Origin of the sequence: Streptomyces sp. ISL-96 (assembly GCF_018614035.1) — a bacterium.
Lineage (GTDB): Bacteria > Actinomycetota > Actinomycetes > Streptomycetales > Streptomycetaceae > Streptomyces.
The window spans coordinates 1-23,354 of record NZ_JAGGPA010000015.1 but is presented as its reverse complement, the minus strand read 5'-3'; the positions used below and the strand labels follow the sequence as shown (position 1 = coordinate 23,354).

General features: G+C 69.3%; 27 protein-coding genes and 1 pseudogene. 17 read left to right on the top strand and 11 right to left on the bottom strand.

The genetic code is table 11. The annotated features are described in order from the left end of the window. Nucleotides 1-3: 3 nt before the first annotated feature. The 3 genes from ybeY to J7E96_RS10570 are packed head-to-tail and all read left to right on the top strand — an operon-like array spanning nt 4 to nt 2,140. Entirely contained in the window at nt 4-507 is a 504-nt protein-coding gene (gene ybeY, locus J7E96_RS10580; RefSeq protein ID WP_215129875.1) for an rRNA maturation RNase YbeY, read from the top strand. Next, nucleotides 504-1,787: a hemolysin family protein gene (locus J7E96_RS10575; RefSeq protein WP_215129873.1), complete on the top strand. Its 1,284-nt coding sequence runs from the start codon at nt 504-506 to the stop codon at nt 1,785-1,787. The genes ybeY and J7E96_RS10575 overlap by 4 nt, the downstream gene beginning before the upstream one ends. Further along, on the top strand, nt 1,784-2,140 hold the full coding sequence (locus J7E96_RS10570; protein WP_215129871.1) for an MmcQ/YjbR family DNA-binding protein: 357 nt from the start codon (nt 1,784-1,786) through the stop codon (nt 2,138-2,140). Before J7E96_RS10575 ends, J7E96_RS10570 begins: the two co-directional genes overlap by 4 nt. Before the next feature lie 3 nt (nt 2,141-2,143). Here J7E96_RS10570 and J7E96_RS10565 read toward each other — a convergent pair whose 3' ends face one another. Then, nucleotides 2,144-3,595, bottom strand: coding sequence for an MFS transporter (locus tag J7E96_RS10565; RefSeq protein ID WP_215129869.1), 1,452 nt, complete (start codon nt 3,593-3,595; stop codon nt 2,144-2,146). A gap of 150 nt (nt 3,596-3,745) precedes the next feature. Here J7E96_RS10565 and J7E96_RS10560 point away from each other — a divergent pair, with 150 nt between their 5' ends. The 3 genes from J7E96_RS10560 to era all read left to right on the top strand — a co-directional run bounded on the left by J7E96_RS10560 (nt 3,746) and on the right by era (nt 6,005). Beyond that, complete coding sequence (locus J7E96_RS10560) at nt 3,746-4,567, top strand: helix-turn-helix transcriptional regulator (RefSeq protein ID WP_215130026.1); 822 nt, start codon at nt 3,746-3,748, stop codon at nt 4,565-4,567. 27 nt (nt 4,568-4,594) lie between these two features. Further along, nucleotides 4,595-4,957, top strand: a complete 363-nt coding sequence (locus tag J7E96_RS10555; protein WP_215129867.1) for a cytidine deaminase — start codon at nt 4,595-4,597, stop codon at nt 4,955-4,957. A 106-nt stretch (nt 4,958-5,063) separates the two neighbouring features. Beyond that, complete coding sequence (era, locus tag J7E96_RS10550) at nt 5,064-6,005, top strand: GTPase Era (RefSeq protein WP_215129866.1); 942 nt, start codon at nt 5,064-5,066, stop codon at nt 6,003-6,005. A 3-nt stretch (nt 6,006-6,008) separates the two neighbouring features. On the opposite strand, the gene J7E96_RS10545 is transcribed toward era, so the two are convergent. The 4 genes from J7E96_RS10545 to J7E96_RS10530 all read right to left on the bottom strand — a co-directional run bounded on the left by J7E96_RS10545 (nt 6,009) and on the right by J7E96_RS10530 (nt 9,716). Continuing rightward, a complete protein-coding gene (locus J7E96_RS10545; protein WP_215129864.1) occupies nt 6,009-7,376 on the bottom strand; it encodes a GH1 family beta-glucosidase in 1,368 nt (455 codons plus the stop codon). Between the two features lie 121 nt (nt 7,377-7,497). Then, nucleotides 7,498-8,319 (bottom strand): GNAT family N-acetyltransferase, encoded by an 822-nt coding sequence (locus J7E96_RS10540; protein WP_215129862.1) that lies wholly within the window; start codon nt 8,317-8,319, stop codon nt 7,498-7,500. 42 nt (nt 8,320-8,361) lie between these two features. Further along, the gene (locus tag J7E96_RS10535; protein ID WP_215129860.1) at nt 8,362-8,628 is read right to left on the bottom strand and encodes a protealysin inhibitor emfourin; all 267 of its coding nucleotides are present in this window, start codon (nt 8,626-8,628) and stop codon (nt 8,362-8,364) included. 26 nt (nt 8,629-8,654) lie between these two features. Further along, nucleotides 8,655-9,716: a M4 family metallopeptidase gene (locus J7E96_RS10530; RefSeq protein ID WP_215129858.1), complete on the bottom strand. Its 1,062-nt coding sequence runs from the start codon at nt 9,714-9,716 to the stop codon at nt 8,655-8,657. Nucleotides 9,717-10,022: 306 nt separating this feature from the next. Between J7E96_RS10530 and leuA the strand changes: the two genes are divergently transcribed. The 4 genes from leuA to J7E96_RS10510 all read left to right on the top strand — a co-directional run bounded on the left by leuA (nt 10,023) and on the right by J7E96_RS10510 (nt 13,479). Beyond that, complete coding sequence (gene leuA, locus J7E96_RS10525; RefSeq protein ID WP_215129856.1) at nt 10,023-11,780, top strand: 2-isopropylmalate synthase; 1,758 nt, start codon at nt 10,023-10,025, stop codon at nt 11,778-11,780. Nucleotides 11,781-11,949: 169 nt separating this feature from the next. Next, complete coding sequence (locus J7E96_RS10520; RefSeq protein WP_308295901.1) at nt 11,950-12,645, top strand: TerB family tellurite resistance protein; 696 nt, start codon at nt 11,950-11,952, stop codon at nt 12,643-12,645. Nucleotides 12,646-12,836: 191 nt separating this feature from the next. Further along, the gene (locus tag J7E96_RS37205; RefSeq protein WP_215129854.1) at nt 12,837-13,073 is read left to right on the top strand and encodes a DUF6186 family protein; all 237 of its coding nucleotides are present in this window, start codon (nt 12,837-12,839) and stop codon (nt 13,071-13,073) included. Nucleotides 13,074-13,104: 31 nt separating this feature from the next. Next, the gene (locus J7E96_RS10510; protein WP_215129852.1) at nt 13,105-13,479 is read left to right on the top strand and encodes a DUF6256 family protein; all 375 of its coding nucleotides are present in this window, start codon (nt 13,105-13,107) and stop codon (nt 13,477-13,479) included. Nucleotides 13,480-13,491: 12 nt separating this feature from the next. Here the strand turns inward: J7E96_RS10510 and J7E96_RS10505 are convergent, their stop codons facing one another. Both J7E96_RS10505 and J7E96_RS37200 read right to left on the bottom strand, forming a co-directional pair. Next, nucleotides 13,492-14,865, bottom strand: coding sequence for an FAD-dependent oxidoreductase (locus J7E96_RS10505; RefSeq protein ID WP_215129850.1), 1,374 nt, complete (start codon nt 14,863-14,865; stop codon nt 13,492-13,494). A 189-nt stretch (nt 14,866-15,054) separates the two neighbouring features. Next, nucleotides 15,055-15,144, bottom strand: a pseudogene (locus J7E96_RS37200) (transcriptional regulator); the annotation flags it as partial. Between the two features lie 129 nt (nt 15,145-15,273). On the opposite strand from J7E96_RS37200, the gene J7E96_RS10500 reads away from it, so the two are divergent. From J7E96_RS10500 to J7E96_RS10485, 4 genes are all read left to right on the top strand, one after another. Next, the gene (locus tag J7E96_RS10500) at nt 15,274-15,495 is read left to right on the top strand and encodes a hypothetical protein (protein ID WP_215129848.1); all 222 of its coding nucleotides are present in this window, start codon (nt 15,274-15,276) and stop codon (nt 15,493-15,495) included. Between the two features lie 64 nt (nt 15,496-15,559). Further along, nucleotides 15,560-16,306, top strand: coding sequence for a DNA repair protein RecO (gene recO / locus J7E96_RS10495; protein WP_215129846.1), 747 nt, complete (start codon nt 15,560-15,562; stop codon nt 16,304-16,306). A 24-nt stretch (nt 16,307-16,330) separates the two neighbouring features. After that, nucleotides 16,331-17,158: an isoprenyl transferase gene (locus J7E96_RS10490; protein ID WP_215129844.1), complete on the top strand. Its 828-nt coding sequence runs from the start codon at nt 16,331-16,333 to the stop codon at nt 17,156-17,158. A 44-nt stretch (nt 17,159-17,202) separates the two neighbouring features. Then, nucleotides 17,203-17,730, top strand: a complete 528-nt coding sequence (locus tag J7E96_RS10485) for a YcxB family protein (RefSeq protein WP_215129843.1) — start codon at nt 17,203-17,205, stop codon at nt 17,728-17,730. A 64-nt stretch (nt 17,731-17,794) separates the two neighbouring features. Here J7E96_RS10485 and J7E96_RS10480 read toward each other — a convergent pair whose 3' ends face one another. The 4 genes from J7E96_RS10480 to J7E96_RS10465 form a co-directional block, all read right to left on the bottom strand. Further along, a complete protein-coding gene (locus tag J7E96_RS10480) occupies nt 17,795-18,217 on the bottom strand; it encodes a Fur family transcriptional regulator (protein WP_215129840.1) in 423 nt (140 codons plus the stop codon). A gap of 65 nt (nt 18,218-18,282) precedes the next feature. Next, nucleotides 18,283-19,203, bottom strand: coding sequence for a metal ABC transporter permease (locus J7E96_RS10475; RefSeq protein ID WP_215130021.1), 921 nt, complete (start codon nt 19,201-19,203; stop codon nt 18,283-18,285). Continuing rightward, nucleotides 19,203-19,985: a metal ABC transporter ATP-binding protein gene (locus J7E96_RS10470; protein WP_215129838.1), complete on the bottom strand. Its 783-nt coding sequence runs from the start codon at nt 19,983-19,985 to the stop codon at nt 19,203-19,205. Before J7E96_RS10470 ends, J7E96_RS10475 begins: the two co-directional genes overlap by 1 nt. Before the next feature lie 47 nt (nt 19,986-20,032). Next, complete coding sequence (locus J7E96_RS10465; protein WP_215129836.1) at nt 20,033-21,019, bottom strand: metal ABC transporter substrate-binding protein; 987 nt, start codon at nt 21,017-21,019, stop codon at nt 20,033-20,035. Between the two features lie 168 nt (nt 21,020-21,187). Here J7E96_RS10465 and J7E96_RS10460 point away from each other — a divergent pair, with 168 nt between their 5' ends. The 3 genes from J7E96_RS10460 to J7E96_RS10450 all read left to right on the top strand — a co-directional run bounded on the left by J7E96_RS10460 (nt 21,188) and on the right by J7E96_RS10450 (nt 23,282). After that, nucleotides 21,188-22,573 carry a glycine--tRNA ligase gene (locus J7E96_RS10460; RefSeq protein ID WP_215129834.1) on the top strand — a complete coding sequence of 462 codons (1,386 nt, stop codon included), beginning with the start codon at nt 21,188-21,190 and terminating at the stop codon, nt 22,571-22,573. An 89-nt stretch (nt 22,574-22,662) separates the two neighbouring features. Next, nucleotides 22,663-22,875 carry a hypothetical protein gene (locus J7E96_RS10455; RefSeq protein WP_215129832.1) on the top strand — a complete coding sequence of 71 codons (213 nt, stop codon included), beginning with the start codon at nt 22,663-22,665 and terminating at the stop codon, nt 22,873-22,875. Between the two features lie 176 nt (nt 22,876-23,051). Then, nucleotides 23,052-23,282, top strand: a complete 231-nt coding sequence (locus tag J7E96_RS10450; protein ID WP_215129830.1) for a DUF6243 family protein — start codon at nt 23,052-23,054, stop codon at nt 23,280-23,282. The last annotated feature ends 72 nt before the right edge of the window (nt 23,283-23,354 follow it).

Sequence of the window (23,354 nt, the reverse complement as noted above, 5' to 3'; positions counted from 1 at the left end):
ACCATGTCGATCGACGTCAACAACGAATCCGGCACCGAGGTCGACGAGCAGGCGATTCTCGACATCGCCCGCTACGCACTCACCCGGATGCGGATCCACCCGCTCTCCGAACTCTCGGTGATCGTCGTGGACACGGCCGCCATGGAGCAGCTCCACATTCAGTGGATGGACCTCCCGGGCCCGACCGATGTCATGTCCTTCCCGATGGACGAGTTGCGTCCGCCGTCACGGGACGATGACGCCGCGGAGCCCCCGCAGGGGCTCCTCGGTGACATCGTGCTCTGCCCCGAAGTCGCCAAGAAGCAGGGCGAGGACGCCGACACGCAGCACTCCATGGACGAGGAGCTCCAGCTCCTCACCGTCCACGGCGTGCTGCACCTGCTGGGTTACGACCACGAGGAGCCGGACGAGAAGGCCGAGATGTTCGGCCTCCAGGCGGCCATCGTCGACGGCTGGCGAGCGGAGAAGGGCCTGACCGGTCCGTCCCCCGCGCCGACCGTTTCATGACCGCCCAGCTGATCACCGGCGCCGTACTGCTGGTCGTGGTCGCCTGGCTGGCGGCCTGCGCGGAAGCCGGTATCGCCCGTGTCTCCACCTTCCGGGCCGCCGAGGCCGTACGCTCCGGCCGGCGCGGCGGCGCCAAGCTGGCGCAGGTCGCCTCCGACCCGACCCGCTACCTGAACGTCGCGCTGCTGATACGGGTGGCCTGCGAAACGGCCGCCGGTGTCTTCGTCACGTACGCCTGCCTGCGCGAGTTCGACGAGACCTGGGAGGCGCTGGCCATCGCCATCGGGGTGATGGTCCTCGTCTCGTACGTCGCCGTAGGCGTCTCCCCGCGCACCATCGGCCGCCAGCACCCGATGAACACGGCCACCGCCTCCGCGTACGTCCTCCTCCCCCTCGCCCGCATCATGGGCCCCATCCCGCAGCTGCTGATCCTCATCGGCAACGCGCTGACCCCCGGCAAGGGCTTCCGCAAGGGACCGTTCGCCAGCGAGGCCGAGCTGCGCGCGATGGTCGATCTGGCCGAGCAGGAGTCCCTGATCGAGGACGACGAGCGCCGCATGGTGCACTCCGTCTTCGAGCTCGGCGACACGCTCGTACGCGAAGTCATGGTCCCCAGGACCGACCTCGTCTCGATCGAGCGCTTCAAGACGATCCGCCAGGCCCTGACCCTGGCCCTGCGCTCCGGCTTCTCCCGTATCCCGGTGACCGGCGAGAACGAGGACGACATCGTCGGCATCGTCTACCTCAAGGACCTGGTGAGGAAGACCCACATCAACCGCGAGTCGGAGAGCGACCTGGTCTCCACCGCGATGCGCCCGGCCGTCTTCGTCCCCGACACGAAGAACGCGGGCGACCTGCTGCGCGAGATGCAGCAGGAGCGCAATCACGTCGCCGTCGTCATCGACGAGTACGGCGGCACGGCCGGCATCGTCACCATCGAGGACATCCTCGAAGAGATCGTCGGTGAGATCACGGACGAGTACGACCGTGAACTGCCGCCGATCGAGGAGCTGGACGAGGGCTGCTACCGGGTGACCGCCCGGCTCGACATCGGTGACCTCGGCGAGCTCTTCGGCTTCGACGAGTACGACGACGAGGACGTCGAGACCGTCGGCGGACTGCTCGCCAAGGCGCTCGGCCGGGTGCCGATCGCGGGCGCGTCCGCGACCGTGGACCTGCCCGACGGGCGCTCACTGCGCCTGACCGCCGAGTCCCCGGCCGGCCGCCGGAACAAGATCGTCACGGTCCTGGTGGAGCCGGAGGAGAAGGAGGCGGCATGACGCCGCAAGAGCTCAGGGCGTTCTGTCTGGAATTCAACGCGGCGACGGAGGAATTCCCCTTCGGCCCCGAGATGTCGGTCTTCAAGGTCCTCGGGAAGCTCTTCGCGCTCAGCGCGCTGGACGCGGGCCCGCTGAAGGTCAACCTCAAGTGCGAACCCGAGATCGCTGTCCAACTCCGCGACGACCACGACGCGATCGCCCCCGGCTGGCACATGAACAAGCGCCACTGGAACACCGTCACCGTCGACGGCCGGCTCCCGGACCGCATGGTCCGGGAGCTGATCGAGGACTCGTACGACCTGGTGGTGGCCGGCCTCCCGAAGGCGGAGCGCCTGCGACTCGACCGGGCCTGACACCTACTGGCCCTTCACCCGTCGCGTCCGCAGGCCGACGCCCACCAGCACCGCCGCCACCACCACGAGCGCCGCGTCCAGGGCGAGGACCGTGCGTACGCCGTCGAAGAGCGCGCCCCGCGTCGTGGCCAGCACACCGAGCAGCGGGATGCCGATCGTGAGGCCGACCTGCTGGGTCGTGGTGACCAGACCGGTCGCCAGCCCCTGCTCCTCGTCCGGCACCCCGGACGTGACGATCAGGCCGTACGAGATGATCGCGCCCAGGTGGCACATGCTGGCCAGCGAGACGGCGGCGGTCGCCAGCAGCGCCCCCGACCCGGTGCCGATGCCCAGCAGCGCGGCGACGAACAGGCCCTGGCCGAGCAGCGAGCCGACGAGAGTGCGGCGGGCGCCGATGCGGCCGATGAGCCTGGGGGCGTACGTACCGGCGACGGCGGACAGCACACCCTGGACGCCGAAGATCAGACCGGTCTGAAGGGCGGAGAGCTTGAGCACTTCCTGGAGGTACAGGGTCAGGACGAAGACGACGGTGCTCATCATCGAGAAGGTGACCAGGCCGCCGAGGTTGCCCCAGGCCACGGTCCGGCGCCGCAGCATCGGCAGCGAGACGAGGGGCGCTGCGGCACGGGACTCGACGTACACGAAGGCGGTGAGCAGGGCGATGCCGGCGACCAGGGTGACGAGGACGTCCGCGCCGCCGAAGCCGCGCTCGGCCGCGGTCGACAGGGCGTAGATCAGTGCCAGCAGACCGGCCGTGACGGTGACCGCGCCCGGGATGTCGAGGCGCGGGCGCTCGGAGTGGCGGGACTCCGACAGCAGACCCGGCGTGAGTACGAGCACGATCACGGCGGCGACGGCCAGCAGGCCCATCGTGGAGCGCCAGCCCAGGGTGTCGGTCATGACGCCGCCGAGCACCATGCCGACGGTGAAGCCGAGCGAGAGCAGCGTGCCGCTGATGCCCAGCGCGCGGTCACGCTGCGGCCCCTCGGGGAACGTGGTGGTCAGCAGCGACATGCCGGTCGGCACGATCGCGGCCGCGCCGAGGCCCTGGAGGGCGCGCCCGGCCAGGAAGGACGCCGGGTCCCAGGCGAAGGTGGCGAGGAGGGAGGCCGCGCCGAAGACGGCGAGGCCGGTGAGGAACAGCTTCCGGCGTCCGAACAGGTCGGCGATCCGGCCGAAGAGGAGCAGGAATCCGCCGGAGGGCAGAGCGAAGGCGGTTACTGCCCACTGGAGCGCGGACTGGCTCATACCGAGGTCCTTGCCGAGGACGGGCAGGGCCACGTTCAGTACGGAGAAGTCGAGGGCCACCATGAACTGGGCGGCGCACAGCACGAAAAGGATCAGCTTGGCGCGGCCGGAGAGTTTGGGCGGCGTCGCGGTCGCAGTCGCCGTCACCGTCGCGGTCGCGGTCGCTTCGGGGGCAGTTGAGCTGGGGACAGGGGTGTCGATTGCCATGGTCGACACCTTGCGGCCGCAGGAATAGCCGTGGGGAGCGGGAACTTATCCTGTTGGTGCCACCACCAGGCAGCCGCAGAACAGGGGGAGTACGTGGCTACACCGGTCGATCTCAAGGCGCACCGTCTCGGCGAACTGCGCGAGTTCCTCATGAGCAGGCGAGCCAGGGTCAGCCCCGCTGAGGCGGGACTTCCGGACGGCGGCGCCCGGCGGCGTACGCCCGGACTGCGCCGGGAGGAGGTCGCGGTGCTCGCGGGCGTCGGCGTCTCCTGGTACCAGTGGCTGGAGCAGGGCCGGGACATCACGGTCTCGGCGCAGGTGCTCGACTCGGTGGGGCGGGTGCTGCGGCTCAGCAGCGTGGAGCGCCGTCACCTGTACGTCCTGGCCGGGCTGAACCCGCCCGCGCCGGAGGTCGATCCGCGCAATGCCGACATGTGCGCGGGGCTGCGCCGGCTGATCGAGGCCTGGATGCCGTACCCCGCGCACATCATGGACGCGTACTGGAACACGATCATGTACAACGACGCGGCGGGCGCGGTCCTGGGCATGCGGCCCGGGATCACCCAGAACTGCCTGGTCGCTTTCTTCACCGACCCGATCTACCGCTCCAGGGCGAAGAGCTGGAGCCAGAACGCGGCGAATGTCGTGGCCCAGTACCGGGCGGCGTGCTCGGACCGGCCGGACGACGAGGGCTTTCGCGCGGTCGTCGACGAGGTGAGGGAACTCTCGCCGGAGTTCGCCGAACTGTGGGAGCGGCGCGACATCGCGCCCGGCGGGCAGGTCCGCAAGGAGATGGAGCATCCGGTCGTCGGCACGCTCGTCGTGGAGTCGACCCAGCTGCGCGTGCCGGCCCGCCCCGACCTGACGATCGTGCTGCACACGGCGCTCCCGGAGGCGGAGACGGCGGCGAAGCTGGAGTGGCTGGCATCGCCGGAGGGGCGGCGCGGGTCGCTGTACCCGGTCGCGGGCTGATCAGGCTTCCTTCCTTATGCTCTGGGCATGACTGAGACGACGCCGAGCACTGAACTCGACCCTGAGGACCGCAAGATCATCACGCTGGCGCGCAGTGCGCGTGCGCGTAATGAGGTGCCGGAGGGGGCGGCGGTGCGGGACGAGACGGGGCGGACGTATGTCGCCGGGAGTGTCGAGCTGGACTCCCTCAAGCTGAGCGCGTTGCGGACGGCGGTCGCGATGGCCGTCGCGAGCGGGGCGAAGTCGCTGGAGGCGGCGGCGGTGGTGACGGACGCGGACACGGCGTCGGAGGAGGACCGCGCGGCGGTGCGTGACCTTGGCGGTCCCGGGACGCCGGTGCTGGTGGCGGGGCCGGATGGGGCGCTGCGGGTGAGCGTGACGGCGGGCTGACCTCTGAGCCCAGCAGCCTCCGGGACGCCCTGCCGGCGGGCCCCGCAGGGGCGCTCCCCGGCGGCACTGGTCGGGCCGACGGCGTACATCGGGGAGAATGGCACGCATGAGCGCTCGCACCCAGTCTTCCGAGGCCCCCCACCGGGCCGGCTTCGCCTGCTTCGTCGGCCGCCCGAACGCGGGCAAGTCCACCCTGACGAACGCTCTGGTCGGCCAGAAGGTCGCCATCACCTCCAGCCGGCCGCAGACCACCCGCCACACCGTGCGCGGGATCGTGCACCGCCCCGAAGCGCAGCTGATCCTGGTCGACACCCCGGGCCTGCACAAGCCGCGCACGCTGCTGGGCGAGCGCCTCAACGACGTCGTACGCACCACCTGGGCCGAGGTCGACGTGATCGGCTTCTGCCTGCCCGCCGACCAGAAGCTCGGCCCCGGCGACAAATTCATCGCCAAGGAACTCGCGGGCATCAAGAAGACGCCGAAGGTCGCGATCGTCACCAAGACCGACCTCGTCGACTCCAAGCAGCTCGCCGAACAGCTCATCGCCATCGACCAGCTCTCCAAGGAGCTCGGCTTCGAGTGGCAGGAGATCGTCCCGGTGTCCGCCGTCGCCGGCAGCCAGGTCTCGCTCCTAGCCGACCTGCTCATCCCGCTCCTCCCCGAGAGCCCGCCGCTCTACCCCGAGGGCGACCTCACCGACGAGCCCGAGATGGTGATGGTCGCGGAGCTGATCCGCGAGGCCGCCCTCGAAGGCGTACGGGACGAGCTGCCGCACTCCATCGCGGTCGTCGTCGAGGAGATGCTGCCCCGCGAGGACCGCCCGGCCGACAAGCCGCTCCTCGACATCCACGCGAACGTCTACATCGAGCGCCCCAGCCAGAAGGGCATCATCATCGGCCCCAAGGGCAAGCGCCTGAAGGACGTCGGTACGAAGTCGCGCAAGCACATCGAGGCGCTGCTGGGTACGCCGGTCTTCCTCGACCTGCACGTGAAGGTCGCCAAGGACTGGCAGCGGGACCCGAAGCAGCTGCGCAAGCTCGGCTTCTGATCCTCACCCCCGCGCCCGCTGCTCGCGCAAGGCGTCCCGCAGCCAGCGGAACGACGCCTTCGGCGTCCGGGCGAGCGTCTCGTAGTCGATATGGACGAGGCCGAAGCGCTGGGCGTACCCCTCGGCCCACTCGAAGTTGTCCAGCAGCGACCAGACGAAGTAGCCGCGTACGTCGACGCCCGCCTCCATGGCCCGGTGCAGCGCCCGCAGATGGCCGTCGAGGAAGGCGATCCGCTCCTGGTCGTCCAGGCCGTCGTACGAGCAGCCGTTCTCCGTGATGACCACGGGTGGCAGCCGGTCGCCGTACCGGTCCCGGAAGGACGTCAGCAGCTCGGTCAGCGCGGCGGGGACGACCGGCCAGCCGAAGGCGGTACGCGGGTGGCCCTCGATCTCCCGTACGGAGAAGGGCATTTCCGGCGGTATCCCGATGCCCGCGAAGTGGGTCGGCGCGTCCGGGCCGGGAGCCCCCACCAGCGTCGGCTGGTAGTAGTTGATCCCGTACCGGTCGAGCGGCTGCGCGATGACGCCGAGGTCCTCGGCCACCGGGCCGGGCAGCATCTCGTCGATTCCGTCCGGATAGTGTCCGAGCAGCAGCGGATCCGCGAACAAGCGGTTGAGCAGCAGGTCGTAGAAGTCGGCCGCACCCTTGTCCTCGTCGCTTTCCGACGCCGACCACACCGGCCCGTGCGAGTTCGCGATCCCGATGCTGTACGTGCCGCCGCCCCGGGCCCGCAGCGCCTGTACGGCCAGACCGTGCCCCAGGAGCTGGTGGTGGGCCACGGGCAGCGCGTCGAAGAGCAGCCGCTTGCCGGGGGCGTGCTCCCCCAGCCCGTACCCGAGCAGCGTCAGCTCGGCCGGTTCGTTCAGGGTGATCCAGCGCTCCACGCGGTCCCCGAGCCTGGCGGCCACCACCTCGGCGTACTCCGCGAACCGGTACGCCGTGTCCCGCTCCAGCCAGCCACCGGCCTGCTCCAGCGCGAGCGGGGTGTCCCAGTGGAAGAGGGTCGGCACGGGGCGTACGCCCGCCGCGCACAGCTCGTCGACGAGCCGGTCGTAGAAGCCGAGCCCGGCCTTACTGACCGCCCCGGCGCCCGTCGGCAGCACCCGCGACCAGGCCACGGAGAAGCGGTACGCCCCGACGCCGAGGTCTTTGAGCAGCGCCACGTCCTCGGGATACCGGTGGTAGTGGTCGGTCGCCACGGACGCGTCCGAGCCGTCCTTGAACCGCCCCGGCTCGGCGGCGAACGCGTCCCACGAGGACGGCCCCCGCCCGCCCTCGTCCACCGCGCCCTCGATCTGCTGGGCCGAAGTCGACACTCCCCAGAGGAAGTTGACGGGGAAGCGGGGCAGCTGGCGCGGCGGCGTCGTCATGCAGAGATGCTCTGTACCGCCGGTAACCCTGTCAATGGGGAGTGGGGGGAGTGGGGGAGTGAGAAGTGTCAGATGGCGATGAGCCGGACGCGGCCGCCGCAGAGCTTCGCCATGTCCGGCCTTATTCGGCCGACGCCTCCATCGCCGTGCCGATGCGCCGGAAGCCCACCCGGGCGTAGATCCGGGCGACCGCGTCGTCCGTCGCGGTCAGGAAAACCGTGTCGATGCCGCGTGAGCGTGCGTCCGCGGCCAGTGCTGCCGTGACCGCGACCGCAAGGCCCCGGCGGCGGGCCGACGGCAGCGTGCCCACGCCGACTATCTCGGTGGCCGTACGCACCGGAAGGTACTGGCCCGCGCAGAGCACCACGCCGTCCTCGACCGCGGCGGCCACGACTGACTCGCCGGCCAGGATTCGCCCCGCGACGCGCTCCACCGAGCCGGCGTCGTCGGCCTTCAGGGTTGCGATCATGGCGGCGAGTTCGTCCGGTCCGGCCACTCCCACCGCCGTACCGAGGTCGGCGAAGGCGAGGTGCGGGACGGCGAGCGCGCCCGGGAGTGCCGGATCGTCGGCGGCGAGCACGCGTACCAGCGGGTGCGGCGCCGCCGCGAGCCCCTCGTCCTCCAGGAGCATCAGCGGGCGCTCCCGCAGCACCAGGCCGGTCTCCTCCAGAGCGGCGCCCAGGTCCGGAGTCGTCTCCGGCACCCACTCGAACGCCTCGGGTACGCCCAGCTCCCGCTGCCGCGCCCGGACCCTGTGCACATCGGTGGCGGTCACCGGAGCGCCGGTCCATCCCGGCGTCGGCCGGGCGTAGTACGGGTGGCCCGGCCCGTTCCGTACGAACAGGGTCAGCGGCCCGAAGTCCTCGGCGCGGGCCACGGAGCGCGGCACGGCGTCGTAGTAGCGCTCGAGCCGGGTGAGGAGGTCGGTGGTGGCAGAAGTCATCCGCGCATCAGATCATCCGGCTGACCCGTCACGCCCCTCCTTTTAGGCCCCTTCCTTCAAGACCTGCGAGATGAGCCGGCTCTGCGCCTCGGTCAGTCGTGGATCCGCGCAGTAGACGGTCTTCCCGTCGATCGTGATCTGGTAGCTGAATCCGTCCGGTACGCCGATGGGCGGCGTGCCCCGGCCGTCGGCGGCCGCCTCCTCGGCCAGGGCGTGCCACTCGCCCGCGTCGGGCCGTTCCGAGGTGTCCACCTCGGCGTACCGCTCGATGCCGGCGAATCCGCCTGTACGCCTTACCCCAATTCGCATGCGTCCCGTTCTAGTACGGATAGGGCTCAGCCGGTAGGCACCCCGACCGTGGACCACGCTTTCAGCAGAGCCTCCAGCTCCTTGCCGTCACCGAAACGGCCGCGCGCGGCGGCCACCGTGGCGCGGGCGAAGTCGGCGAAGCTCGCGTCGACCTGGAGGGTCCCGGCGGTCAGGGTGTCGTACCAGATCTGGCCGGCCTCCTCCCACGCCTTGCCGCCGAGGGCGGTGGCCAGCAGGTAGAAGGCGTGGTTGGGGATGCCGGAGTTGATGTGGACGCCGCCGTTGTCCCGCCCCGTGCGGACGTACTCGTCCATCGTCGCGGGCTGCGGGTCCTTGCCGAGTACGTCGTCGTCGTACGCCGTGCCGGGAGCCTTCATGGAGCGCAGGGCCACACCGGTGACGCGCTCGGCCAGCAGGCCCGCGCCGATCAGCCAGTCGGCCCGGTCGGCGGTCTGTTCGTTGACGTACTGCTTGACCAGGGAGCCGAAGACGTCCGACACGGATTCGTTCAGCGCGCCGGGCTGCCCGAAGTACGTGAAGTTCGCCGTGTACTGCGTCAGGCCGTGCGCGAGCTCGTGGGCGATGACGTCCACGGGGAGGGTGAAGTCGCGGAAGATCTCGTCGCCGTCGCCGAAGACCATCTGCTCGCCGTTCCAGAAGGCGTTTCCGTAGTTCTCGCCGTAGTGGACGGTCGCGACGAGCGGCAGCCCGTTCCCGTCGATGGAGTCGCGCTCGAAGGCCTTCAGCAGGAGTTCGAACGTCGCACCCAGCCCCGCGTACGCCCGGTTGACCGTCGCGTCCTGACCGGGCTCGTCGCCCTCGCCGCGGACTTTGATCCCTGGCAGCTGCTCGCGGTGCTGCGCGTCGTAGAGCGTGCGGTGCGGTGTGTTCGCGGCCGCGCCGCCGTCCGGCGCGGCGGCCGGCGGCGCGCCGAGCACCGTGGTGAGCCGGCGATGGGTGCGCTGCGCGGCGTCCGCTTCGAGGGTCCGGCGGGCGGGGCCCGCGAGCGCGGGGTCCTGGGCCTGGGCGAGCTTGTCGAGGACGTGGGGCGGCACGATGGTGCAGAACACGGGGTGTGTGGCCTTCATGGCCGCAATGTGGCACTGCGTCACCTCACTGTCACTACTTGCGACCATGATTGATGAAATCGAGTGATGGATCACTTTCGCCCGTTACCCGCCCGTTATCGGGGAAGCGGTCCCGCATACTGATACGGGACCGGCAATTCCGGCTTCCCTCGGCTAGGCTGCGGCACATCATGCGTTACGGGCTGCTCCTCCTTAGCTGCCGCGGCGAGGGTCTGTAGTTATAGGCCGACCCCCTCCCCGCGGAGTCTGGTGCTGCAGCGACACCGTCGGCCGTCCCCTTTGCAGGACACCGAGGAGCCCTACGCGATGAACGCCCCTGTTGGCCGCCCCACGCCGATCACCAACGCGACGCAGCTGCAGAAGCCGTCCGGGATGCCGGTCCACAAGTACGGCAAGTACGAAGCCGTGGACATCCCCGACCGCACCTGGCCGGACCGCCGCATCACCAAGGCGCCCCGCTGGCTGTCCACCGACCTGCGCGACGGCAACCAGGCCCTGATCGACCCCATGAGCCCCGCCCGCAAGCGCGAGATGTTCGACCTGCTCGTACGCATTGGCTACAAGGAGATCGAGGTCGGCTTCCCGTCGTCCGGCGAGACCGACTTCAACTTCGTACGCTCCATCATCGAAGAGGGCGCGATCCCCGAGGACGTGACGATCTCCGTCCTGACCCAGGCGCGCGAAGAGCTGATCGAGCGGACCGTCGAATCGCTGGTCGGTGCGCGGCGCGCCACCGTGCACCTGTACAACGCCACCGCGCCGACCTTCCGCCGCGTGGTCTTCCGCGGCTCCAAGGAGCAGGTCAAGCAGATCGCCGTGGACGGCACGCGGCTGGTCATGGAGTACGCCGACAAGCTGCTGGGCCCGGAGACGATCTTCGGTTACCAGTACAGCCCGGAGATCTTCACCGACACCGAGCTGGACTTCGCCCTGGAGATCTGCGAGGCCGTCTGCGACGTATGGCAGCCGGAGGAGGGCCGGGAGATCATCCTGAACCTGCCGGCCACCGTCGAGCGCTCCACGCCGTCCACGCACGCGGACCGGTTCGAGTGGATGTCGCGGAATCTGTCCCGGCGTGAGCACATCTGCCTGTCCGTGCACCCGCACAACGACCGGGGCACCGCCGTCGCCGCCGCCGAGCTGGCGATCATGGCGGGCGCCGACCGTATCGAGGGCTGCCTGTTCGGGCAGGGCGAGCGGACGGGCAACGTCGACCTGGTGACGCTGGGCATGAACCTCTTCTCCCAGGGCGTCGACCCGCAGATCGACTTCTCGCAGATCGACGACATCCGCCGGACGTCCGAGTACTGCAACCAGATGGAGGTCCACCCGCGCCACCCCTACGCGGGCGACCTGGTCTACACCGCCTTCTCCGGCTCCCACCAGGACGCCATCAAGAAGGGCTTCGACGCGATGGAGGCCGAGGCGGCCGCCGCGGGCAAGACGGTCGACGACATCGAGTGGGCCGTGCCGTACCTGCCGATCGACCCGAAGGACGTGGGCCGCTCGTACGAGGCGGTCATCCGGGTCAACTCGCAGTCCGGCAAGGGCGGGATCGCGTACGTCCTGAAGAACGACCACAAGCTGGACCTGCCGCGCCGCATGCAGATCGAGTTCTCGCGGATCATCCAGGCCAAGACGGACGCCGAGGGCGGCGAGGTCACGCCGAAGGCGATCTGGTCGGTCTTCCAGGACGAGTACCTGCCGAACGCCGAGAACGCGTGGGGCCGGATCCAGCTGCGTTCCGGCCAGACCACGACCGACACGGACGGCCAGGACACGCTGACCGTCGAGGCGGTCGTGGACGGCGTGGAAACGGTGCTGACCGGCACCGGCAACGGCCCGATCTCGGCCTTCTTCGAGGCGCTGAGCGCGGTCGGCGTCGACGCCAGGCTGCTGGACTACCAGGAGCACACGATGAGCGAGGGCGCGAGCGCCCAGGCCGCGTCGTACATCGAGTGCGCGATCGACGGCAAGGTCATGTGGGGCATCGGTATCGACGCCAACACCACGCGCGCGTCGCTGAAGGCGGTCGTTTCGGCCGTGAACAGGGCCACGCGCTAAGGGGCTAAGGCTTCCAGGCTCCGGTTCTCAAGCGCCGGGCGGGTCGATTTTCGGCCACGCCCGGCGTTTTGCGTTCCTCTTGGCGCGGGAGGGTGCTGACGCGGCGTCGGTGATGTGGCTAACATCACGGCAACGCGGCAGTGTTGCCGGAGCGTTACGGAGGTGCGAAGTGCTGCCAGCCCGAGGGCGGAAACAATGCGTATGGGGCATTCGCACCGCATGGAACACCGTCGGCGACGGTGACTTCTTTTGCCCGGATTGCGGCGGTGACCGCAACTACCGCCGCCGGACCGGGCGCAGACGCTTCACCGTCCTCGGCATCCCGCTGCTGCCGCGCGGTTACGCCGGCCCGGTCATCGAATGCGCCGCCTGTCAGGGCCGCTTCGGCACCGAGGCGCTCGACCACCCCACCACCGTCCGCTTCTCCGCGATGCTCCGCGACGCCGTCCACACCGTCGCCCTCGCCGTCCTCGCCGCGGGCGGCACGTCCTCCCGTACGGTCAGGGTGACCGCCGTCGCCGCGGTGCGCGCCGCCGGGTACGACGAATGCACCGAGGACCAGCTCACCACCCTCATCGACGCCCTCGCCGCCGACACCGGCCGCCTTCCCGGGGCGTACGAGGGCACCAGTGAGCCCTGCGGCGCCGCGCTCGCGATCGAACTGCACGAGGCCCTGGAACCGCTGGCCCCGCACCTCGCCCCCGGCGGCCGCGAATCGATCCTGCTGCAAGGTGCCCGGATCGCCCTCGCCGACGGCCCGTACAGCCCGGCCGAGCGGGAGGTACTGGCGATCGTCGGCGGCGCGCTGCTGATCTGCCCGGATGACACGGCCCGGCTGCTGGCGACGGCGCGTACACCTTCCTGAATCGATCCTGAATCGATCCCTCCTTACTCCCCAGGGAGTAAGGGAGCCCGCGTACCGTCAGCCGCCCGCCCGCCACGACGCCCCCCGGAGGGCACCTCACGTATCGCGCGCCGCATCCGGCCGTTCCTGCCAGTCGTGGCGGATGATCGGTCTGGCAGTGCGCGAACTCGTATGAGCGTGGGAGGTCGGCGGTGGCGGCGCATCCGGTGATCGGGTATCTCGTCTGGGCGGTTCTGTTCGGCGCCATCTTCGCCTGGGAGGGCATCGGTCTGATCCGGGCCGGTGACAGCTTTCCCACCCTCAGCGACGCCGTTGACGCCGTCATGCGCTATCCCGTGGGGCGGTGGACGCTCTTCGCGCTGTGGCTGTGGTGGGGGTGGCACACCTTCGTACGCGGCTGGCACTTCCTCCTCCAGGACCCGTCTTGACACCTCATCAGTGGGTCGGAGGGCGCCTCCCGTGCTTCCCCTCGCGCTGAACATCGCCCTCATGCTGATCGGCTACCTGCTGGTCGTGGGGTACCTCGCCGTCGGCCTGCGCCTGCAGCGCCGACAGTCGGTAAGGCCCGCTCGGGCTGCCAGGAGACGGGGATGGCCCGGCGTGGTCCGTCAGGTGGTCGGCACCGCGGTCGGCGGATACGTGCTGCTGATGGTCGTCGTGGCCGGCTACTACCAGGGTGTGGCCCACCTGGACGGTGACCTTGTGACGAGTGCGTTCACTGGTGCCGCGACGCTGCTGGGGATCAGCCTGCCGGTGTTCTTCGTGGTGTCGTGGGTGGTCGTACGGCGGGGGTACGGCAAAGCCGCCTCCCGGAGAGCCGGAAGGCGGCTTTGACCTGCGGTCGTGTCAGGCCTCGGTCGGGGCCTCGCTCGCCTTCAGCATCGCCTCGCGGTCGACGATCTTCACGCGCTCGCGGCCCTCTGCGGCGCCCAGCGCGCGCTCGGCGCTGTCGAGGTGGTGCCAGCCGTCCCAGGTTGTGTACTGGACACTGCTGCTGTCGAGGAAGGCCACGACGGCGTCCTCGGCGGGCGCGGCGGGGGCCGCCAGACGGCCCGCGTTGTGGTCCGCCAGCAGGTTGGCGACCGTCTCGTTCGCATCGCCCTTGGTGTGGCCGATGAGGCCGACCGGGCCGCGCTTGATCCACCCGGTGACGTACGTCGACGGAAGGTGCTCGCCCGCCTCGATGACGCGGCCGCCCTCGTGCGGGACCGTGCCGGTGGTGAAGTCGAAGGGGAGCTTCGGGAGCTCGTCGGAGAGGTAGCCGACCGCACGGTAGACGGCCTGTACGTCCCAGGTCTGGGTCTCGCCGGTTCCTGTGACGTTGCCGGTGCCGTCGAGCCGGGTGCGCTCGGTGCGGAGTCCGACCACCTTGCCGTCCTCGCCGACGACCTCGGTGGGCGACTCGAAGAAGTGCAGGAAGAGCTTGTGGGGGCGGTCGCCCACGTCACGGATCGCCCAGTTTTCGAGCGTTTTCGCGACCATGTCGGCCTGCTTGTTGGCGCGGCGGGTGGCGATGCTGCCGTCGTCGTAGTCGATGTCCTCGGGGTTGACGATGACTTCGATGGTGGGGGAGTGGTCCAGCTCGCGCAGCTCCATCGGACTGAACTTCGCCTGCGCCGGTCCGCGCCGTCCGAAGACGTGGATCTCGCGGGCCTTGTTGGCGGCGAGGCCGTCGTAGACGTTCGGCGGGATCTCGGTGGGGAGGAGTTCGTCGGCCGTCTTCGCGAGGATGCGGGCCACGTCGAGGGCGACATTGCCGACGCCGAGTACGGCGACCTTCTCGGCGTCCAGCGGCCAGGTGCGGGGGACGTCCGGGTGGCCGTCGTACCAGGAGACGAAGTCGGCGGCGCCGTAGGAGCCGTCGAGGTCGATGCCGGGTATGTCAATCGCACGGTCGGCGCTGGCGCCGGTGGAGAAGATCACGGCGTCGTAGAACGCGCGGAGGTCGTCCAGGCCGATGTCGGAGGGGTAGTCGACGTTGCCGAAGAGGCGGATCTGCGGCTTGTCGAGCACCTGGTGCAGGGCGGTGATGATGCCCTTGATGCGGGGGTGGTCGGGTGCGACGCCGTAACGGATCAGCCCGAAGGGCGCCGGCATCCGTTCGAAGAGGTCGATGGACACGCCCGGCTCGGCGGCCGCCTCGGATTTCAGCAGAGCATCGGCGGCGTAGATACCGGCGGGGCCGGCACCGACGATGGCTATCCGGAGGGGGCGGGGCATGGGGGTTCCCTTCGAGCGGCGAGTACTGGACAAACCGACAGTCGGACAACTGTCTCCTGCGTCACCCTAGGCAGCGAAATGCCCGTTCAGGTACCTGACCCCGGCCTATGACCTCATAAGCGGTACTTATGGCCGCTCATAGGTTCCCTTGATGAACGCGGCCCAGCTGGCGGCGCTGGCGAGGAGGGCGATCCGTTCCGCCGCGTCAAATTGCGGCTTTCGAATCGCCAATTCGAACTGCCCGATGTACGCCCCCGACACAAACACCCGCATGCCCAGCTATGCCTGGGGCAACTCCCTTGGGCTACTGGTGAGTTGTAGAAACTTCCGCTCTGCCGATTCTAGATTCGCGGCCTCAATGTGGAGAGCGGAACAGCCGAAGTACAGGAAAGAAGAAAGAGGGGCCGCATGGTGTCAGTAGGAATGGAAGAAGGCGACTTCGTCATCGATACGTGCACCGGACGTGTCGGATGCGTCATGGGCCACGACGGGCCTTGTCTTCAGCTGCGGCCCGTCGGTGGGGGCCGGGAATGGGGCTGCGACCCGGACGACGCACGGCCCGCCACCGTCGTCGAGATCATGCATGCCAAGGTCGCGGCGGCAAACGCCCTCAGCCGGCGCGGGCGGTGACCGGGATGGCGGAGCCAGGGAGGGCGTGGATGAGGGGGTGCGTGGCGTGGGCGAGAATGGGCTCATGAGCCTGTTCCGCGACGACGGCATCGTGCTGCGCACCCAGAAACTGGGTGAGGCGGACCGGATCATCACCCTGCTCACTCGCGGTCACGGCCGCGTACGCGCCGTCGCGCGCGGCGTCCGGCGGACCAAGTCGAAATTCGGGGCGCGGCTCGAACCCTTCTCGCACGTCGACGTGCAGTTCTTCTCGCGCGGCAGCGAACTCGTCGGGCGCGGCCTGCCGCTGTGTACGCAGAGCGAAACCATCGCTCCGTACGGTGGAGGGATCGTCACCGACTACGGCCGGTACACCGCCGGCACCGCGATGCTGGAGACCGCCGAGCGGTTCACCGACCACGAGGGCGAACCGGCCGTACAGCAGTACCTGCTGCTCGTCGGCGCCCTGCGCACCCTCGCGCGCGGCGAGCACGCCCCCAATCTGATCCTGGACGCCTTCCTGCTGCGCTCCCTCGCCGTCAACGGCTACGCGCCCAGCTTCACCGACTGCGCGCGCTGTGGCCTCGACGGGGCGAACCGGTTCTTCTCGGTCGCCGCCGGCGGCGTCATATGCGGCGACTGCCGGGTGCCCGGAAGCGTCGTACCCTCGGGCGAGGCCATCGGTCTGCTCAGCGCGCTCCTCACGGGGGACTGGGCGACGGCGGACGCCTGCGAGCCCAGGCACGTCAGGGAGGGGAGCGGGCTGGTGTCGGCGTATCTCCACTGGCACTTGGAGCGCGGACTGCGCTCGCTGCGGTACGTAGAGAAGTAGAGACGGGTAGAGGGAGACAAGCTCATGGCACGACGCGGGATTCTCGGCCGTAACCGGCGCGAATACAAGACGCCGGAGCCGCACCCGTCCGGTGCGCGGCCGCCGAAGATCCCCGGCGAGCTGGTGCCGGAGCATGTGGCGGTCGTCATGGACGGCAACGGCCGCTGGGCGAAGGAGCGCGGGCTGCCGCGCACGGAGGGCCACAAGGTGGGCGAGGGCGTCGTTCTCGACGTACTCAAGGGCTGCCTCGAAATGGGCGTCAAGAACCTGTCTCTGTATGCCTTCTCCACTGAGAACTGGAAGCGCTCGCCCGACGAGGTGCGCTTCCTCATGAACTTCAACCGGGACGTCATCCGCCGCCGCCGGGATGAGATGGACGAGCTCGGGATTCGCATTCGGTGGACCGGGCGGATGCCGAAGATGTGGAAGTCCGTCGTCCAGGAGCTCCAGGTCGCCCAGGAGCAGACCAAGAACAACGACGCCATGACTCTGTACTTCTGCGTCAATTACGGCGGGCGCGCGGAGATCGCGGACGCGGCGCAGGCGATTGCGCGGGATGTCGCGGCGGGCAAGCTGGACCCGTCGAAGGTCAATGAGAAGACCTTCGCCAAGTACATGTACTACCCGGACATGCCGGATGTGGATCTCTTCGTACGCCCGAGTGGCGAGCAGCGCACGTCCAACTACCTGATCTGGCAGAGCGCGTACGCCGAGATGGTCTTCCAGGACGTCCTGTGGCCGGACTTCGACCGCCGCGACCTGTGGCGCGCCTGCGCCGAATACGCCTCCCGCGACCGCCGCTTCGGCGGCGCCGTCCCGAACGAGGAGCAGCTCGCCGCGGGCAGCATGTAGGGCGGCGCAGGGCCTGTCGGAGGACGTGGCTAGGATCCCGCCCCATGGATCATCAGGGGCGGGACACCACTCAAGCCGCGGAGATCGTCGAGCTGACCTACCGGCCGACGCGCGGCGACATTCTGGCGGGCATCCGAGTGCGCGACGCCATCCGGCGGCTCAATGTGCTCCGGGGGGCGGTGATGGCGCTGTTCACGGGCTTCGGCCTGCTGCTGGTGGTGGCACCCGGCGGGCCGCAGGCGTCGAACGTCCTGCTGTGCGGACTGCTCGTCCTGTTCCTCTGGTCGGTTCCGCACCTCCAGGCCAACCAGGTGCTGCGCATCGTGAAATGGCAGGGCGAATACCGTACGACCGTCACCGAGGCGGGCGTCTCGGCCACCAACGAGTACGTCACCCTGACCGTGCGCTGGTCGCTCTTCCGGGGCTACCGGGAGACCCGCGACCACGTCGTGCTGCTCAGCCGGGATCCGAACATCCTCTGCCTGGAGGTCCTTCCCAAGCGAGGGCTCGGGGCCCCGGAAGACGCCGAGCGGCTGCTGGCGATCCTCGATCGGAACCTGCGGCGGCTCTGAGACGCCTCGGGTACGAGAGCGGGCCCGCACCGAAGGTTCGGTGCGGGCCCGCTCTCGTATCGCCTCAGGCAGCCGCCGCCGCGCACTCCACGCACGTACCGAAGATCTCCACGGTGTGCGCCACGTTCACGTAGCCGTGCTGGGCCGCGATCGCCTCGGCCCACTTCTCCACCGCGGGGCCCTCGACCTCGACGGCCTTGCCGCAGACCCGGCACACCAGGTGGTGATGGTGCTCGCCGGTCGAGCAGCGCCGGTACACCGCCTCGCCCTCGCTGGTGCGCAGTACGTCGACCTCACCGGCCTCGGCGAGGGACTGCAGGGTGCGGTAGACAGTGGTCAGCCCGACCGAGTCGCCCCGGTGCTTGAGCATGTCGTGAAGGTCCTGCGCGCTGCGGAACTCGTCCACCTCGTCGAGCGCCGCCGCTACGGCGGCCCGCTGCCGGGTGGACCGGCCACGCACCGGGGATGGGGTTCCCGCAGTGGTCACAGGTGCCTCCTCTGGTCGCCCGTACGTATGTCGGGCCATTCTGCCAGGTCGTTGCCGAGCGGCGGTCAGACCTTGACGCCGTTGGCGGGGCGGGAGCCGTCCGGCAGTCCGCCCGCCTCCACGCTACAGCCGGCCGCGGCCGCCTCCTCCGCCGCGCTCAGCGCCCGCGCCCGCCGCCTGGCGAGCGGTGCGGCGAGTGCCGTCAGTACGAAGAAGGCGGCGATGGCCAGCAGCACGATGGTCGCGCCCGGCGGCACCTCGTACTGGTACGAGGCGGCCGTGCCCGTGAGTGTCACGAGAGTGCCGATGGCCACGGCCACAACGAACGTGACCTTGAACGACCGGGTGATCTGCTGCGCCGCCGCCACCGGCACCACCATCAGCGCGCTGACCAGCAGCAGTCCGACGACGCGCATCGCCACGGTGACCGTGACGGCCGCCGTGACGGCGATCAGCAGATTCAGGGCGCGTACGGGCAGACCGGTCACCCGCGCGAACTCCTCGTCCTGGCTGACCGCGAAGAGATGGCGCCGCAGACCGATGGTGACCAGCATCACAAAGCCGGCGAGCAGGCAGATCGCGGTGACGTCCTCGGCCGAGACGGTCGCCAGCGAGCCGAAGAGGTACGAGGTGAGGTTGGAGTTGGAGCCGTTCGGCGCCAGGTGCATCAGCATGACGCCGCCCGCCATGCCGCCGTAGAACAGCATCGCCAGCGCCATGTCGCCGCGCATGCGGCCGTACCAGCGGATCAGTTCCATCGCGACGGCGCCGGCGATCGAGACGAGCGCGGCCATCCACACCGGGTTGGTGCTGAGGAGGAAGCCGAGGCCTACGCCGGTCATCGCGACGTGGCCGATGCCGTCGCCCATCAGGGCCTGACGGCGCTGCACCAGGTAGATGCCGACGGCGGGGGCGGTGATGCCGACGAGGACGGCGGCGAGCAGGGCCCGCTGCATCATGGGCGTTTCGAGCATCTCGATGATGATCACGTCAGCAGTCCCGTCCGGACAGGCTCGGAATCCGAGTGCGGATGTACGTGGTCGTGGCCGGGCAGCGCGTGCTGGCCCAGCGACTCGGGGGGCGGGCCGTCGTGGGTGACGCAGCCGTCGCGCAGGACCACCGCGCGGTCGATCAGCGGCTCCAGGGCGCCGAGTTCGTGCAGGACGAGGAGGACGGTCGTACCCGCGATGACCTGCTCGCGCAGGGTCGCGGCGAGGACCTCCTGGCTGACCAGGTCGACGCCCGCCATCGGCTCGTCCATGATCAGCAACTCCGGCTCGGAGGCGAGTGCCCGCGCGATGAGGACGCGCTGGTGCTGGCCGCCGGACAGGGCGTTCACGGAGTCCTTGGTGCGGTCCGCGAGGCCGACGAGCTCTATCGCGCGGTGCACGGCGGCGCGGTCGGCCCTGGAGGGCCAGCGCAGCTTCGCGCGGGAGAGGCGGCCGGACGAGACGACCTCGTACACGGTCGCGGGGACGCCGCTCGCGGCGGTCGTGCGCTGCGGTACGTACCCGACGCGCGACCAGTCGCGGAAGCGGCGCAGCGGCGTACCGAAGAGGTCGACGGAGCCGCCGGTGAGCGGCACCTGGCCGATCACGGAGCGTACGGCCGTCGACTTCCCGGAGCCGTTGGCGCCGAGCAGCGAGACGACCTCACCGCGGTGCACGGTGAGGTCGATGCCGCGCAGCACGGGGCGCGAGCCGAGCGTCGCCGTGGCACCGCGCAGGGATATGACGGGGTCCGCTGTGGGGTGCTGCTGTGGCTTCATGGCTCGTGCCTCCGATGCTGCCGACGGTGCCGCCGGGGTGGGCTGCTTCACTTCGCGCCGAGTGCCTTTTCCAGCGCGGCGAGGTTCGACTCCATGACCTCGATGTAGTCATCGCCGTTGGACTTGTCCGTGATTCCCTCCAGCGGGTCCAGGACGTCGGTCTTGAGGCCGGTGTCGCCCGCGAGGGTCTTGGCGGTCTTGTCGCTGACGAGCGTCTCGAAGAAGACCGTGGTGACCTTGTCGTCCTTGGCGATCTTCTGGAGGTCCTTCATGCGGGAGAGGCTGGGCTCGGAGTCGGGGTCGAGGCCGCTGATGCCCTCCTGCTTGAGGTCGTAGCGCTCGGCGAGGTAGCCGAAGGCGGCGTGGGTCGTGATGAACGTCCGGGTGTCGGCGTTCTTCAGGCCCTTCTCGAACTTCGTGTGCAGGCCGTCGAGCTTGCCGACCAGGGCGTCGGTGTTCTTCTTGTACGCCGCCGCGTTGTCGGGGTCGGCCTTCTCCAGGGCCTTGCCGACGCCCTTGGCGACTTCGGCGTACTTCACGGGGTCGAGCCAGATGTGGGGGTCGCCGGCGGCTTCGGAGTGCTCGTGGCCTTCTTCTTCGGCGTGCTCTTCTTCCGCGCCGTGCTCGTCGTGGCCGGCCTCGGTGCCGTGCTCTTCGAGGTGGGTGAGTCCGGCGGCGTCGACGGTGTTCTTCACACCGGACTGCGCGACGGCCTCGTCGACGGCGGGCTGGAGGCCCTTGAGGTAGAGGATGAAGTCGGCTTCGCCGAGCCCGGCGGTCTGCTTCGGGCTGAGCTCCAGGTCGTGCGGCTCCACGCCGGGCTTCGTGAGGGTCGATACGTCGACGTGTTCGCCGCCTATCTCCTCGGCCAGGTACTGCATGGGGTAGAACGACGCGACCACGTCGAGCTTGCCCTCGCCGTTCTTGTCGGCGGCGCCGGAGGATGAGGAGCAGGCGCTCACGGAGAGCAGGCCGAGCGCTGCGGCTGCGGCGGTCGCGGCGGTGGGTATGAGGCGGAGTCGACGTACGTTCATGACTCCCATTTTCAACTAAACTGGAAACGATTGTCAATAAAGTGGGATGTGATCTGGGCCCGGACCGCCGCTGTGATCCCTTACCCGGGTATCGATTTGATACTGGGGGTACGAGCGCCGGTAATCTGAATCATTCGCGTTCGTCGTCGTCGTAATGAAGAGAGCACCGTGGCCGCCGACAAGATCGACACCATCGTCAGCCTGAGCAAGCGCCGTGGCTTCGTCTACCCGTGCAGTGAGATCTACGGCGGCTCCCGGGCCGCCTGGGACTACGGACCGCTGGGTGTCGAGCTCAAGGAGAACATCAAGCGCCAGTGGTGGCGCTCCATGGTCATCGCGCGCGAGGACGTCGTCGGTCTCGACTCCTCGGTGATCCTGGCGCCCGAGGTGTGGGAGGCGTCCGGTCACGTCGCGACGTTCTCCGACCCGCTCACCGAGTGCACCGCCTGCCACAAGCGTCACCGCGCGGACCACCTGATCGAGGCGTACGAGGCCAAGCACAACGGCCGTGCCCCCGAGAACGGTCTTGCCGACATCAACTGCCCGCACTGCGGCACCAAGGGCCAGTTCACCGAGCCCAAGCAGTTCTCCGGCATGCTGGAGACGCACCTCGGCCCGACCCAGGACACCGGCTCGCGCGCCTTCCTGCGTCCCGAGACCGCGCAGGGCATCTTCACCAACTTCGCCCAGGTCCAGCAGACTTCGCGCAAGAAGCCGCCGTTCGGCATCGCGCAGATGGGCAAGTCCTTCCGGAACGAGATCACTCCGGGCAACTTCATCTTCCGCACGCGCGAGTTCGAGCAGATGGAGATGGAGTTCTTCGTCAAGCCGGGCGAGGACGAGCAGTGGCAGGAATACTGGATGGAGCAGCGCTGGAGCTGGTACCGCGAGCTTGGTCTCCGTGAGGAGAACATGCGCTGGTTCGAGCACCCGGCGGAGAAGCTGTCGCACTACTCGAAGCGCACCGCCGACATCGAGTACCGCTTCAACTTCGGCGGCAGTGAGTTCTCGGAGCTGGAGGGTGTGGCCAACCGCACCGACTTCGACCTCAAGGCGCACTCCAAGGCCTCGGGCCAGGACCTGTCGTTCTTCGACCAGGAGGCCGGCGAGCGCTGGACTCCGTACGTCATCGAGCCGGCAGCCGGTGTGAACCGCGCCATGCTCGCCTTCATGCTCGACGCGTACATCGAGGACGAGGCGCCGAACGCCAAGGGCGTCATGGAGAAGCGCACCGTGATGCGCCTCGACCCGCGTCTGGCGCCGGTCAAGGTCGCCGTTCTGCCGCTGTCCCGCAACCCGCAGCTGTCGCCGAAGGCCAAGGGCCTGGCGACCGACCTGCGCAAGAACTGGAACATCGAGTTCGACGACGCCGGCGCCATCGGCCGCCGCTACCGCCGTCAGGACGAGATCGGTACGCCGTTCTGCGTGACCGTCGACTTCGACACCCTCGACGACAACGCGGTGACGGTGCGCGAGCGCGACACCATGAAGCAGGAGCGCGTCTCGCTGGACCAGATCCAGTCGTACCTGGGCGGCCGCCTCCTCGGCTGCTGACCTGGGCGTACGTCCCGAAGACCCCGGTTCCGCACGGCGGAGCCGGGGTCTTCGGGCACACTGGGGCCGACGCACAGCAGGGAGGCGTGATGTCGCCGACGACCGGCAGCAAGGTCCGCAAATGGGATCAGCACGGCCGTGAGCATGTGGTCGAGGTCCAACGCATCGGCATACAGCGCTCGTTGAACTGCGGGACGTGCGGCTGGCGCAAGGGGGTACAGTTCCTGCCGTGGCTCAAGGCCGAGGAGCACCTCGCGGATGCTCACCAGGCGACGGTGGACCCGGCGGGTTCGCGGACCTGAGCCGGCGGGCCGCTCCCGCCCCCGCGAAAGAAAAATCTGGTGCCCGGCGGTCCCACCGCCCGGTAATGTCGCATGCATGTTCTTCCAGATCTACGAGTGAGCGCGCGGCGGATCCCACGTCCGCCCCCCACCAGACGAATCCGCAGATCACTTCTCATCACTTTCGGGAGAACCCCGTGGCAAAGAGCCGCAACAACCTTCTCGGTGTAGGCGGGCAGCGCAAGAGGATGTCCCGCGCCGAGGTCGCGGACAACGGCCCCACGCGCAACGCCGACCGCAAGCTCGCGTCCGACCACAAGGAGGAGCTGCTGCGCAAGATGCGTGAGCGCGCCGCCGGGGAAGAGGGCGTCGAGGCGGCCGCCGACGGCGGTCAGGACGCCCAGGACACGCAGGACGCGCAGAGCTGACGCACGTAGGCGGCTATACGTACAGCTGCCGCAGGGCCCGGACCACAGACAGCGGACGCTGTTGGTTAATTC